The 13,733-nt window shown below is 65.3% G+C and carries 8 protein-coding genes; 4 read left to right on the top strand and 4 right to left on the bottom strand.

Translation table 11 applies throughout. The features are described from left to right. Positions 1-28 precede the first annotated feature (28 nt). A complete protein-coding gene (locus tag VT84_RS08150) occupies positions 29-1,372 on the top strand; it encodes a phenylacetate--CoA ligase family protein (RefSeq protein ID WP_052559547.1) in 1,344 nt (447 codons plus the stop codon). 233 nt (positions 1,373-1,605) lie between these two features. Next, positions 1,606-2,640 carry a glycosyltransferase family 2 protein gene (locus VT84_RS08155; protein ID WP_255359536.1) on the top strand — a complete coding sequence of 345 codons (1,035 nt, stop codon included), beginning with the start codon at positions 1,606-1,608 and terminating at the stop codon, positions 2,638-2,640. A gap of 117 nt (positions 2,641-2,757) precedes the next feature. Here VT84_RS08155 and VT84_RS08160 read toward each other — a convergent pair whose 3' ends face one another. From VT84_RS08160 to VT84_RS08175, 4 genes are all read right to left on the bottom strand, one after another. Then, positions 2,758-5,019, bottom strand: a complete 2,262-nt coding sequence (locus VT84_RS08160) for a site-2 protease family protein (protein WP_082839176.1) — start codon at positions 5,017-5,019, stop codon at positions 2,758-2,760. 183 nt (positions 5,020-5,202) lie between these two features. Continuing rightward, positions 5,203-7,257 (bottom strand): HlyD family efflux transporter periplasmic adaptor subunit, encoded by a 2,055-nt coding sequence (locus VT84_RS08165; RefSeq protein WP_082839177.1) that lies wholly within the window; start codon positions 7,255-7,257, stop codon positions 5,203-5,205. 156 nt (positions 7,258-7,413) lie between these two features. Further along, a complete protein-coding gene (locus VT84_RS08170; RefSeq protein ID WP_052559553.1) occupies positions 7,414-9,636 on the bottom strand; it encodes a hypothetical protein in 2,223 nt (740 codons plus the stop codon). Positions 9,637-9,834: 198 nt separating this feature from the next. After that, positions 9,835-10,191 carry a hypothetical protein gene (locus VT84_RS08175; protein ID WP_052559554.1) on the bottom strand — a complete coding sequence of 119 codons (357 nt, stop codon included), beginning with the start codon at positions 10,189-10,191 and terminating at the stop codon, positions 9,835-9,837. Between the two features lie 276 nt (positions 10,192-10,467). Between VT84_RS08175 and VT84_RS08180 the strand changes: the two genes are divergently transcribed. Together VT84_RS08180 and VT84_RS08185 are read left to right on the top strand one after the other, a co-directional pair. Beyond that, positions 10,468-12,951, top strand: coding sequence for an AMP-binding protein (locus VT84_RS08180; protein WP_082839178.1), 2,484 nt, complete (start codon positions 10,468-10,470; stop codon positions 12,949-12,951). Positions 12,952-12,967: 16 nt separating this feature from the next. After that, the gene (locus VT84_RS08185) at positions 12,968-13,666 is read left to right on the top strand and encodes a YqjF family protein (RefSeq protein ID WP_082839179.1); all 699 of its coding nucleotides are present in this window, start codon (positions 12,968-12,970) and stop codon (positions 13,664-13,666) included. Positions 13,667-13,733: the final 67 nt, after the last annotated feature.

Here is a 13,733-nt window from a genome sequence, read left to right on the forward strand (position 1 = left end):
TACTCTTCGTCTTTTTCGGAGGGCACGGATGCTCGACGCCTTGAACCGACACCTGATGCACCCGTTCATGGCATGGCGGGAGGGGCGCCCGCACCTGCGGTACCTGAAGACGCTTCAGAAAACACAGTTTGATGCGCCGGAGGTCATTCGCGCGCGGCAGTTGGAAGCACTGAAGGCCCAACTCAAACACGCCTGGGACACGGTGCCGTACTACCGCGCTTCGTGGACCCAGGCGGGCGTTCACCCGTCGGACGTGCGCGAACTGGCGGACCTCGAAGCGTTCCCGATCGTCACCAAGGCCGACATCCGCCGGCACAACCGGGCAATGGTTTCGTCGGCGTTCGACGTCACGAAGCTCCGGGAGAAGCGCACGAGCGGGTCCACCGGCGTACCGCTCACGATCTACTGCGACGAGCCCGCGATGCAGTGGAAGGCCGCGTGTACGATCCGCTCGGACGAGTGGAGCGGGTACCGCCTGGGGCAGCGGGTCGCGAAGGTGTGGGGGAACCCGGAGTACCGGCACTTCGGGCTGAAGGGGCGGCTCCGCAACTACTTCCTCGACCGCGCCGTGTACCTCGACACGCTCGACCTGAACGACCAGCGCATCACCGAGTTCACGAGGGCCATTCGCCGGCACCGTCCGGGGCTGATCTTCGGGCACGCGCACTCGCTGTACCTGCTCGCGTGCGCCCTGAAGAAGGCCCGCGTGTTCGACGTGCGACCCAACGGCATCATTTCCACCGCGATGATCTTGCACGACTGGCAGCGGGCCGTCATCGAACAAGTGCTCGGCTGCAAGGTCACGAACCGCTACGGGTGCGAGGAGGTGAGCCTCATCGCGAGCGAGTGCGAGGAGCACAGCGGGCTGCACGTCAACGCCGATTCGATTTACGCCGAGGTTCCGAGTAACGGCAAGTTGCTCGTGACCGACCTGTGCAATCGAGGGATGCCGCTCATTCGCTACCAGGTCGGCGACGTCGTGGTGCCCTCGACCCGCGTGTGCAAGTGCGGGCGCGGGCTGCCGATGATCGAGCGCGTCGAGGGGCGCGACGCGGATTACGTGCTCACCCCGGCCGGGCACCTCATCTCCGGGATCTCGCTCACCGAGAATTTCGCGGTGCTGATCCCGGGCACGGCCCAGGTCCAGATCGTGCAGGAGTCGATCACGCAGTTGCGCATCCGGCTCGTCGCGGACGATGCGTTCAACACGACCAGCCGCCAGAAGATCGCGGACCTGGTGCGCGACACGTTCGGCGACACCGTGGCGCACGACGTGGAACTCGTGGACGCGATCCCGCAGGAACCGAGCGGGAAGTACCGGTTCTGCATCTCGAAAGTCGCCCGCGACCACATGGAAGCGATGAGCGCATGAGCGAGGAACCTCAATCGCGGGGTGAGCAAAGGCAACCTAACCCCCTAACCCCCTTCCCTAAGAAGGAAGGGGGAACAGAACCAAAATCAGAAGAGCTTGAACCGGCTTCGGTATTAAGCCCCTCTCCGTTTAGGGGAGGGGTTGGGGAGGGGTTACAGCCACAACCTACCCCCCCATCCCCCCTCCCTGAAGGGAAGGGGGAGCAGGCGCGTGAGCCCGCTGGGACTGAGCCTATGTCTGCTGACCATTCTTTCTCCCCCTTCCCTTCAGGGAGGGGGGATAGGGGGGTAGGTTCTCCCGACTGTCACATCCCTTTCGCGAGGGAGGGGTTACAACCACCGCCCACCGTCTCCATCGTGATGGCGGCGAAGAACTACGCCCGGTTCCTTCCGGAAGCGGTCGATTCGGCGCTCGCGCAGACCTTCACCGACTGGGAACTGCTGGTTATTGACGACGGCTCGTCCGATTGCACGCCGGACGTGGTCCGGCCGTACCTCGCGGACCGGCGCGTGCGCTACTTCCGGTCGGACAAGCTCGGGCAGCCGCGCGCGAAGAACCTCGGCATCGCGCTGAGCCGCGGGCGGTTCGTGGCGTTCCTCGACGCCGACGATGCGTGGGAACCGACCAAGCTCGAAAAGCAGCTCGCGGTGTTTGCTGCCAAGCCCGAAGTCGGGGTGGTGTTCAGCAGGCGCTCGCTGATGGACGAAGAGGGCAGGGCACTTCCCGCGAGCGCACCGAATGTGTTCCCGCGCGGGTTCGTCCTGCCCCACATGTTCACGCAGAACTTCGTGTGCTTTTCATCCGTGGTGGTGAAGCGCGAGGTGTTCGCGCACGTCGGCCGGTTCGATCCCCAGTGGGATCTGTCCATCGATTACGACCTGTGGTTGCGCGTCGGCACGTTCCACCAGTTCGATTTCGTGGACGAGGAACTGGTCCGGTACCGCACCGGGCACGGGAACCTGTCGAAGCGACTGCGCGACCGCGTGGACACCGCGATGTCCATCATGCACCGCGCCGAGTCGCGGTACGGCGTCGCGGGCCACGTCTCCGCGCCCGTGATCGCCGACGGGTACGCTTCGACGTGTCAGACACTCAGCTACGTGATGCGCCCGAGCGACCCGGTCGAATCGCTGCGGTGGTCCGCCCGCGCGCTGAAGTGGCCCGCGCGTCGCGTCATTACACTGAAGGGATTGGCGGCCGGGGCACTCGCCGCATTTCGTGGAACGCGCTCCCCGGGTTCACCGGAAAACGCGACCGCGAACATTTAGTTCCAAGTTCCAGAGTTCCGAAATTCCAAGTTCCAGAGGCCCAGAAATTTCAGATGAAGGCACGCTCTAAGTGAGCTTCCTCCAACCTGGAACTCTGGAACTCTGGAACTCTAATTCTCAATACAGCCCGATGTCCAGCGAGTTGGAGAGGGCACGTGCGACCCACCACGCGCCACTGCGCCAGCGGGCGTGGATCTTCACGGTCGCGAGTTGCCCCGGGTCGACCGCGGCGTCCGGGTCGGTCATCTCGACTTCCACCAGGTACACCTGCGCGAGCGGGATCAGCACGTTCGGGTCTTCGCTCGGCTTCACCGCGAGCGACCCGCCGCCGCGCTGAGTGAGGGCCAGCGGGACCGTGGCCGCGTTCTGCTCGGGCAGCTTCCGGAGCTTGCCCTGGAACGTGCGGTCGCTGCGCCCCTTCACGTAGATCGACACGTTCAGTTCTTTACGCGCCGCGAGGTCGTCTTTGAGGACGCGGAAGTGCAACGGGCTCACGGGCACCTTCAGCACCAAGCGCCCCGGATCACCCACCGCGAACACCGGAGGCGCGTCGGTGTAGCCCTTGTCGTAGAGCTTGCCGATGTCGTCGCGCTTCGGCGCGGAAACGAGCATCCCGTCGCGCGGGGCCTTGAGTTCGTCCAGCCGGCTCTTGCGCATGAGCAGCCGGCTCACGTCGTCGTCGGCAGTTTCGGCCTTCGCGCGGGCCTTCTTCGCTTCCGCCGCGTACTGCTTGTCGGCCGCGTCGTTGCCCGTCTTGCGGGCGCTGGCGGCCGAGGACGTCATCAGGTCGACCGTGCGCCACTGCTCGTTGCTGACGGCCTTCGCCTTCTTCAGTTCGATCTCGAGGGCGTCGCTCTTGAAGGTGCCGAGGAGCTGCCCGCGCCGCACCTGCTGCCCCGAGCTGACGTCCGCGAGGGACTCGAGCCGGGCCGGTTCGGTCAGCATCACCGCGTCGAGCGCGTCGGGGTCGACCGCGACCAGCCCGGTCTCGTGGACCCGGCTCACCGGCAGCGGCAGGAAGAAGAACGCCAGGAGCAGGGCCGAGAACACCGCCAGGGTGACGTACACCCGCGCCGCTTTCATGTCTGGTAACCGCCCGCGCTGACGAATGTTTTTGATGAGCTTGTACCCCGGCCAGACGAACAGCGACGCCAGCGACATGATCGCCAACATCTGGCTCAGGATCTTGAGTTTCGGCCCCATGAAGTCGGCGAAGAACCACAGGATGCTGAACGTGACCACCCAGCGGTAGATCCAGCTCGCGACCGCGTAGATCACGAACAGCCACTTGCGCCACGGGGCCATGTACGCCTCGGGCGGCACCTCGATCCCCAGGCACTTCGCCTGGAACAGGTTGTTCAGGTACTTGTTGGCCTTCTCGCGCAGGTTCGGCACCTCGAGCCAGTCCGCGAGGATGTAGTACCCGTCGAACCGCATCAGCGGGTTCGCGTTGAACATCACGGTGGACACCGAGCACAGCACCATGATGCACAGCGCGATGTTGTTGATGACGGGGTACACGGGTGTGTACCACCACACGAACGTGGCGATCGACGCGATCACCAGCTCGACGTAGATGCCCGCGAAGCTGATGATGATGCGCTTCCACTTGTCGGCGAGCGTCCAGGCGTCGGTCACGTTCGCGTAGAGCGCCGGCGAGAGGCACATGAGCAAGACGCCCATCTCGTGGCACTCGCCGCCGAACGCCTTACAACTGAGCCCGTGCCCGAACTCGTGGATCACCTTCACCACGCCCAGCGAGAGCCACATGTAGAGCACCGAGTTCCAGGTGAAGAACTCCTGGTACGCGGGCAGTTTCGCCTGGAACGTGTTGAAGTGCAGGGTCACGTGGACCACGGCCGCGAGCATCAGCCCCACGCTCGCCGCGAAGAACCACGTCGTGAAGACCCACCACAGGTACCGGTACATCCACGTGAGCAGCCGGTCCGGGTCGAAGACCGGGATCTTGAGGTACAGGATGTTGCTCAGGGTCGCGAGGCGCCGGAGCCGGCGCTGCTTCGCGCGGCGCTGGAACAGGTGCCGCGCGGCGCCCGGTTGCTCGTTCTGGACCAGCCCGGCGGTGACGAGCTGGCGCGCGAACCCTTCCAGGTCCGACTGCTCCAACCGCATCGGCTTGAACTCGTCCTCGAACGCCTCCTGCACCTCCTCCATCGTGTGCTTGCCGTCGAACAGCTGGAACACGAAGTGCTCTTGCTTATTGAACCGGTAGTACCGCAGGCACACCGGGTCTTTGACGACGGTGAACGTCTTCCCCTCGTACTTCTGCTCGAACGCCTGAAGGTCGGGGCGCACCCGCAGGCGCACCTGCTTGCGGCGCTCCGCGGGGCTGTTCAGGTTCGCAATGAGGTCGTTGGCCATGTTTCGCTGACGGGGTACGCGGCCGACAAATGTTCGCCTTCGCACCCACCCACGAAGGGGCGAGCGCTCGGCGGTTCCAGAACCACGTGTGTTGTCGAACGGGCGGTAAGGGACACGGCCCGAAGAACCGGTGATGAGTTACGGCGAGCGAGAGAATGCCCGCTCGCCGTAACCCGTCGCTCGTTACTTTTCCGGGTTGATGATGATGTTGGCGACACTGTGGTCGAGGAGCCGGAGCTCCTTGTTGCTCATCTCGACTCGGACCGTCACGTACTTGGTGTCGGTCGCGTCGATGTTCACGATGCGGCCGCTGTGCTTTTTGGGCATTTCGGTCGGCGGCTTCCACAGGTGAACGGTGCCGGCGCTGGTGCCGACCACGAGGAACGGCTCGTTCCGGACCGGGCTGAACGCCGCGGCCGTGACCGGGACGCGCCCCGGGGTGATGAGCCGGCCCACTTCGGACCCGCGCCCGCCCGTGCGGGCCGCTTTCCACACCTGGACCGCGCCCTTCAGGTCGCCGTCGCCACCGGCCGTGGCGATCGTGTACGGCACGTCGACCGCCTGGGCACCGGCGGGTATCTCGTCGGGACCGAACACGGCGAGCGAGGAGAACGAGCCGGCCGAGCCGACGTTCTGGACCTGCCCCACGGTCTGCCCGTTGGCCGGGTCCACCAGGTCCACGCGGGTCTTGTCCTGGTCGAACAGCATCCGCGCCCCGTCGCGGCTGACGCCGAGCGCGTCGAGCACCCCGGCGCGGTGGTCGAGCGTGCGCGCGACGACGGCCCGCTCGGTGCCGAGCTTCCACACCTTGATCGTGCCGTCCTTCGACGCGGTGATGAGCGTGTTCTGCGGAGTGAAACTCACGGACGTGACCGAGTCGCGGTGCTCCATCGGGAGCGCGTAGAGCTTCTTCGCGCCCGCGAGTTCCCACACGAACACGTCGCGGCCCGCCGCGGTCGCGAAGAACTTCCCGTCGTTGTTGATCGCGACGGCCTGGACCGAGGACGAGTGCGTTTCTTCCGGCTCGGCTTTCGGGGTTTTGGGCAACCCGTTCCGGTTCGACACGTCCCAGATGCGGATCTTCCCGTCGTCGCCCCCGGTGATGACGATCGCGGTCTTAGCGGCCACGGGCGTCGCGGCGACGCTCCGCACCCCGACCGGGTGCGACAGGTTGTGCGGAACGGTCGGGCGGTTCGCGCTCTTACCCAGGTTCGGGTCCCACACGAGCGCGGTGCCGTCGGCCCCGACGGAAACGACGAGCGGGCCGTCCGGGTGCGCGGTCACGGCGACCCCGGTGACCGGCTGGCGGTGCCCGGTGTGCGACACCAGCGGCGCGCTGGGCAGGGCCGGTTCAACGACCACTTCCATCCCGTACCGGATCGCGCGCATGTGCTGGACGTCGAGTTGGCCCTCGATCCGCACCTTGTCGGTGCCCTCGATCTCCATGACCTTCTCGCCGGCCTTCACGTACTCGCCCGGGCGCCGGGAGATCGTGCGAATGACCCCGTTCACCCCGCTCCTGAGTTGGTGCCGCCCGAGGAGCACCTCTTGTTCTTTGTAATCCGCTTCGGATTTCGCGATCTGTTGGTTCGCCTGGTCGAGGTTTTCGAGGAACCGTTGAAGCGTGATGTGATCGTCCAGCAAATCGCGGCTCAGTTGGCCCTGCGCGATCTTGAACGTCATGTCGTATTTTTTCTTGGCCGATTCTGACCCTTCGGTTGCACTCTTCTTCGCGGCGGTGGCCGATGATTTGATCTTCTCGGCTCCTTCTAGACGCGCCCGAATGAGTTGGTCGTCCATGATCGCGACGATTTGCCGCGCGTCGACGGGCATGCTTTCCCGGACCCGCTTGAGTGGCGTCGGGTTCTTCGGGTTCGGGTCGCGCGGGTGGTAAACGACCCACTCGGCCTTTTGGTCCGCGGTCAGTTTCTCGTACTCGCCCGCCGCGAACGGCGTCGCGAACAGCTCGATCGTCCCGTCTACCTCGGCCGAAACGGTTTGTCGGTCCTCGTAGGACACGAGCGCGTTCGGGATCACGAGCGGCTCACCGCGCTCGGTCGTGGCCTTGTACTCCGGTGGCGCAACCGCTGGGAATAGCGGGGAACCGGCGTCGGTGTATACGGGTTTGTCGGTGGAATTCGACGACAAGTTGGTGTTCGGGGGATTGGTGCCGCAACCAATGAGCGCGCCGGTGAGGGCGGCCGGGAGGCACCAAGACGCGAGTACGCGCGAGCGCATGAAATTGTCCTCTAGTCTGTTAGGGACGGTAAGGTTGTGTGGCGCGGGTGCCACCGGGGTCTGGCGCTCGCCAGCCGACCGGGAGGCGGTACAGCGGAAGCCGGTTCCAAATCGTTACTTTCAATTTGGAACCGGAACTCGAAACTTGGGTGATTCTTAGAAGAAGAACACGACCTTCTCGTAGAACCATTCCCAGACGCCGTGGAAGAGCGTGTAGCCGATGGCGTGCTTGCCGCAGCGGATGCGGGTGCTGACTTCCAGCCCCGTGATGAACAGGTCGCGCGGAACCCACTGGCTCTCTGGAATGCCCTTCACGTTGAGTTTGACGTAAGCGGTGACGACCGGCTCGTTTTCGTCGTGCTCGTTCTTGTTGGGCACCGCTTCGGCTGCGATGTCGTCGCGGTACAGCCGGCCCCGGTAGCTCGTGTCCGATTCGGTCCGCAAGAGGACGTCCACGTCGAGGTACTTGCGCGGCCCCTTGATCGGGTCGTTTTCGACCCCGTGCATGCTCGGATCGGCGAACGCCTTCAGCACCTGCCCGACGTTCCGCTGCGGGATCTTCAGTTCCACGTGCCACGGGCCTTCGAGATGCCCGACCCGGAGCAGTTCTTCGTTGGGCCGCATGGTGCGCCCGAGCAGTCCCTCGCGGCGGTCGTCGTTGAGCACGGTCCAGCGGGTGCGCCCGGCTTCGCGAGCGAGTTTGGTATCGAACTTGGGCGCCAGCGCGCGGAACAGGCCGCGGGTGTTGGCCTTGCTGCCGTTGAACAACTCGTCCAGGTTCTTGAGGTCTTCGAGCGACTTGTCGCGTCGGGCCTCGGCGACCTTCTTATCATTAATGTACTTGTTTTTGTCTTCATCGCGCAGGTTGGGCGCCTGGATTGCTTGTGTCGAGGTTTCGATACTCGCGTTCGCTTCGCGCAGCTCACCGATCGCGCGCTCCTGTTCCTCGCGCAGATCCTTGCTTTCGAGCGAAACGACCTCGAAACCGGGGTCGATTTGCTGGCCCGGCTTCACGCGGATGTCACGCACCGTGCCCTCGCGGGGCGGGTAGATCTTGGAAAGCTCCACCGGCTGCATCTGGCCCTTGGCTTCCATCCGCAACTGGGCGCCGAACGGCGGGACCGACGGGGGGGCGGCCATTACGCCGATGAGGATCGCGACCAGGAGCGCGATTCCCCCGGCGATGAACCGCCGCTTGCCGCCGATGCCCTCTTGGACCTTGGCGATCGGCCACCACAGGAACTTGAGCGGCACGCGCCTCATTTCGGCCGCGTTGTACAGCGCGGGGGCCGCGTGCTTGTTCACGATCTCGAGCCGCTGCATGAGCGTCTCGGTCTGTTCCGGTGGGTTGAAGGCCTCCAGGACCAGCACCGCGCGGGCGGGCTTGGCCGTGTCCTTCTCGCGCTCGTCGCGGCACGGTTGCACGACGAGCATCTTCGGTTGGCTCTCGTGCAGGTAGTCGTCGAGGGCGCGGGCGACGGCGGGCGGCAGCCCCGGGTCTTTTTCGCCCTTGAAGATGAGCGCCTCGCCCCATTGGAGCACGGCTTCCATCAGGAGCCGCAGCCGGCGCACGTGCGTGCTGGCCTTTTCGACCACGTCGGCCCCGCTGACCGCTTCAACGGTGACGCGGGAGCGGTCGTGGCGGATGCCGACGCACAGCCGGTCGCACTCAATCAGCTTGCGCCCCTCGTTGGCGACGTGGTACGCCACCTCTGTCGGGTTCAGGCTGCCGTGGATGTCGCGCGCGAACGTTTCGACCTGCGCGTAGGTCTTCTCGACCCCCGCGGCGACGCGGGCGTTGCTGAAGTTGTGGTACTGGCTCGCGTACCCGGCCATCTGGAACGTGTAGTTCAAGAAGGTGGGGTACATGCGCGGGTCGTGCGTCGCGTCCTGGAACACTTCCAGGATGCCGAGCGGCTGCTTGTCGGGCGTGACGATCGGCGCGAACAGTGCGAAGTGGTCGGTGAGGTTGGCGGGCGGTACCGGGCCGGGTTCGCCGGGACCGGGGGCCATGCGCCCGTTCGGTTCGAGCAGGACCGGGCGCGGCGGCGCCGACTGGAACACCTGCCGGAGCACCTCGTTGTGGCACTGGCGCCCGCCGCGGCGCGCGTCCAGCCCCATCTTCTCGAAGTTCTCCTGACACGCCAGTTGCAGGAACCCTTGCGGCGTGCGCAGCCAGACGGCGCCGGCGGGCGCGTCGATGGCCGAGAGCGTGCGGTTCAGGAACTGCTGGTAGAAGTCGGTGGGCGGCAGCGCGGAGCCGGCCAGCTTCCCGGCCGACTCGAACGCATCTTCAATCTGACGCGCGTACTTGCTCTTGGCGTCGTCACCGCCCCCGGAAGATTGGGGGGCGGGCGCGGCGGTCGGGGTCGTGCTCACGGCGAGAACCTCGTACTGCGTTTACACCGAGCAAACCGAAAGGCGCGGTCGGCCGAGTCCTAACGATCATACCTCGCGAACGGAGGGGTGGGCAAGTTCCCCTCCCAAGTAGATCGCCGTTATCCGCTCGAACGGCCAAAAATCGGCCAAATTAAAAATTGGGAGCGCGCCAAGGTGTGCCGTCATCTTACGCACGGTTCACGCCCCGGGGTGCTGGTTCTCCCAAGTCAGAATATGGTGCATTAGGTCGCCCGGATCCATGTCGGAAGCCGGGAGCGGCCAGTCGAACCGTTCGGACGCGGCCAACTGGATCGCGGCCCCGCGGTCGAACGGGTCGTTCCACAATTGTACGAATCGCCCGATCGCGCGCCCACGACGGCACAACCGTTCAACGCACGACCAAGCATCGTCTTCTGTGCGCGCGGCGTCGGAAAGGAGTTCCGTCCAGTCCGCGAGCCACTCGACCAGCATCCGGGCCTCAATATCACCCAACCCCCGAGTCAGCGCTTCGTCCCGGAGCACGTAGCGAATGATCGAGTCGCACTGCGTCGGCATGAACCGTCCCCCAAACCGTCCACGACAATTCCCGGCCGGCGAGTCCCCCAACCCGCCGGCCTCGTCCCGTCCCCGTCCCGTGTGCTTCGTGTGAAGTGGGGGAGCGTATATCGCCGATTCGTGGCGCTCGCAAGCGGACATCGCGCGCTCCGGAGGCACTTCGCACCGACTTTTGAACGCGGAGTTGGCATGGGCGAGCAAGTCACGTAATCTGGGCGAACGCGGACCGCAAAAGATCCTCTCTGCCCGGCGCACCGGGCCATCATTTGGACAGCCATGACCGACCCGGCCGACGTCGCTCTCGCACTTGTTGCCGTTCTCGTTCTCGGGGGCGCCCTGACGTGGGCGCTCCCGTCTCTTTTGCACCCCGTATTGTGGCTCGTCGCGAACGGACTGTACCGGTTCACGGTGTACCACCGCTCCCGCGTGCCCGCTCAGGGGGGCGTACTCGTGATTTCCAACCACGTCAGCTACGTCGACTGGCTGCTGCTATGGGTCGCGTGCCCGCGCCCGGTCACGTTCGTGCTCTGGGGCCGGTATTACCGCAACCCGATACTGCGCTTCTTCTTGTCCTGGGCACGGCGTAACACGGTCCGCGTGGCCGATCGCACCACGCACCCGCACGCGGTCAATAGCAGCCTGAAGCAAATCGCCGCGGCGCTCGATGCGGGGCGCGTGGTGGTGATGTTCCCGGAAGGCGCGCTCACGCGGACCGGGAACATGCTCCCGTTCGGGCGCGGGATCGAGCGCATTTTGAAGCTCGTAACGACCGACGTGGCGGTGGTCCCGACTTGCACTACCGGCCTGTGGAACGGCTTCTTCAGCCACGGGGCCGGCCGGATTTTGTGGAAGTGGCCGAAAGCGTTCCGCCCGCGCGTGAGCGTGCTGTTCGGGGAGGCGATCAAGGTACCTACCCCCCCCGCCCCCCTCCCTGAAGGGAAGGGGGTGGAAAACAACCCCTCCCCAACCCCTCCCCTAAACGGAGAGGGGCTTAATACCGAAGACCGTTCCGCGCCTGTTCTTGGTTCTGCTCTCCCTTCCTTCCTAGGGAAGGGGGGTGGGGGAGGTTCTGCCTTTCTACCTCCCCCCGCCGCGGACATTCGGCTCGCGGTTCAGGAAGCGACCGCGGAGCTTTCGATCCTCGAAAGCGACCACTTGCTGCTGGTACACCGGCGGTTCGTGCGGGTCGCGTCGAAGTTGCGCCGACTGTTCCGGCCGGCCATTGTGGACTACTCGGGCGGCTCGGCGCGCACGCTCACGTGGGCGAAGGTGCTGGTCGGAGTGCTGTGCGTCACGCGGTTCTTGCGGTCGCGTGTGTGCGAGGCGCAGAACGTCGGGATTTGGCTCCCGACGGGCTTGGGGAGCGCCCTGGCGAACATGAGCGTGGCGTTCCTGGGCAAAACGTCGGTGAACCTGAACTACACCGCCGGAACTGCCGCGGTGCGATCCGCGGTGAAGCAGGCCGGCGTGCGGGTCGTTATCACTGCGAAGAAGTTCACTGCGCGCATGCCGCTGGATCTTCCCGGCGACGTGCAACTGATCTACCTCGAAGACGCACTCGAGTCCGTCACGAAGTGGCAGCGCATCCGCACGTTCCTCCTCGTGCTACTCCTCCCCGGTTGGGCGATCGATTACTTCCTGCTCGGGCTGTCCAAGCACCGGCCCGACGACGTGCTCACCATCGTGTTTTCCAGCGGGAGCACGGGCGAGCCGAAGGGCGTGGTGCTGACCCACCGGAACATCACCGCGAACACCGACGCCTCGCGGCGCACGCTGGAGGTCGCGCCGGGCGAAACGCTGTTCGGCATCCTCCCGTTCTTCCACAGTTTCGGGTACACGGTGTGTATGTGGCTGCCCATGACCGTGCCGTGTACCGCGGTCTACTTCCCGGACCCGCGCCAGGCCAAAGAGGTCGGCGACATCGCGCGCACGTATCGAGCCACCGTCATGGCCGCGACCGCGACGTTCCTGCGGTTCTACATCCGCCGGTGCGGGCCGGACGATTTCCGCACGCTGCGGCTCATCATCTGCGGCGCGGAAAAGCTGCCCGTGAAACTCCAGGACGAGTTCCGGGCCAAGTTCGGGGTGCTCCCGCTCGAAGGGTACGGCTGCACCGAACTGTCGCCGGTGGTGTCGTGTAACATGCCGGACGTGAACGTCGGCGGTTTGCTCCAGCAGCGGAACTCCCGCGGAACGGTCGGTCAGCCCATCTTCGGTGTGTGTACGAAAGCCTTTGACCCCAACACGATGGAACCGCTCCCGATCGGTGCGGAGGGTGTGCTGTGCAGTAAGGGGCCGAACGTGATGGCCGGGTACCTGAAGCAACCGGAGAAGACCGCGCTCGTGGTGCGCGACGGGTGGTACAACACCGGCGACGCGGGGCTAATCGAGCCGGAGGGGTTCATCCGCATTACCGGTCGGCTATCGCGCTTCGCGAAGATTGCGGGTGAAATGATTCCCCTGGAGCGTCTCGACGACGAGATGCACGACGCGCTCGCGACCGGAGGGGATCGCGTGCTGGCTGTGGCCGCGGTGCCGGACGAGAAGCGCGGCGAGCGGCTTGTGGTGCTGTACCTTCCCGAAATCGAAACAAAGCTGAGCGACCTGCTCACCGCGTTGCCGAAGCGCGGCATCCCGAATTTGTGGGTGCCCGACCGACGCGACTGTTACCCGGTGGACGTGATGCCGGTTCTTGGTACGGGGAAGCTCGACTTGAAGAAGCTCGGCGACTTGGCGAAGCACCTGGCGAGCGGTGCGTGATTCGGAGGGCAGAGGCGTGTCGCGGCGAAAGTTCCTCACGGCGCGGTGGTGTAACCTCATCCTCGCGAACTACGCGGTGCCGGAGGAGCTGTTGCGCCCGCTCGTGCCGCCCGGGTGCGAACTCGATCGCCGCGACGGAGCGTGCTGTGCCAGCCTGGTGGGGTTCCAGTTCCTGGGTACACGGGTGCTCGGGATCGGGTGGCCGGGGTTCCGCAACTTCCCCGAATGGAACCTGCGGTTCTACGTGCGCTGCGGCCAAGATCGCGGCGTGTGTTTCGTGCGCGAGTTCGTACCGCAGTGGACGGTCGCGACCATCGCCCGCGTGCTCTACAACGAGCCGTACCGCTCCGCGCGCATGTCGATGGACGTGAAGGACCAGCCCGATGCGCTCACCGCGACGTACACGGTGAAATGGGCCGGGCGCGTTCACTCGCTCCGCGCGGTCGGGGCGAAGCCCGCGATCCGACCCACCCCCGACAGCACCGAACACTGGTTCAAAGAGCATTCCTGGGGCTTCGGGACGTCGCACCGCGGAAAAGCGATTCGCTACGAGGTGAACCACCCGGAGTGGGACGTGTACCCCGTGCGCGAGTTCGCGGCCGATGTCGATTGGGGGCTGCTGTATGGCCCGGAATGGGCCGTCATGAACGCGGCGAAACCGGCGTCGGTTGTGCTTGCCGCCGGGTCGGAGATCAGCGTCTACCCGAAGGGCTGATTCGTTAAGATTATCTGCAACCGGTCTGTTGATACCGGAACGCGAGCCTGCTCGTAACCTCTGAGTT

The sequence above is a fragment of the Gemmata sp. SH-PL17 genome, from assembly GCF_001610855.1.
In the GTDB taxonomy this organism is placed as follows: Bacteria; Planctomycetota; Planctomycetia; order Gemmatales; family Gemmataceae; genus Gemmata; species Gemmata massiliana.

Excerpts from the sequence above, each read along its gene's own strand:
- VT84_RS08150 (WP_052559547.1), top strand. The coding sequence starts at position 29 with ATGCTCGACGCCTTGAACCGACACCTGATGCACCCGTTCATGGCATGG.
- VT84_RS08155 (WP_255359536.1), top strand. The coding sequence starts at position 1,606 with ATGTCTGCTGACCATTCTTTCTCCCCCTTCCCTTCAGGGAGGGGGGAT.
- VT84_RS08160 (WP_082839176.1), bottom strand. The coding sequence starts at position 5,019 with ATGGCCAACGACCTCATTGCGAACCTGAACAGCCCCGCGGAGCGCCGC.
- VT84_RS08165 (WP_082839177.1), bottom strand. The coding sequence starts at position 7,257 with ATGCGCTCGCGCGTACTCGCGTCTTGGTGCCTCCCGGCCGCCCTCACC.
- VT84_RS08175 (WP_052559554.1), bottom strand. The coding sequence starts at position 10,191 with ATGCCGACGCAGTGCGACTCGATCATTCGCTACGTGCTCCGGGACGAA.
- VT84_RS08180 (WP_082839178.1), top strand. The coding sequence starts at position 10,468 with ATGACCGACCCGGCCGACGTCGCTCTCGCACTTGTTGCCGTTCTCGTT.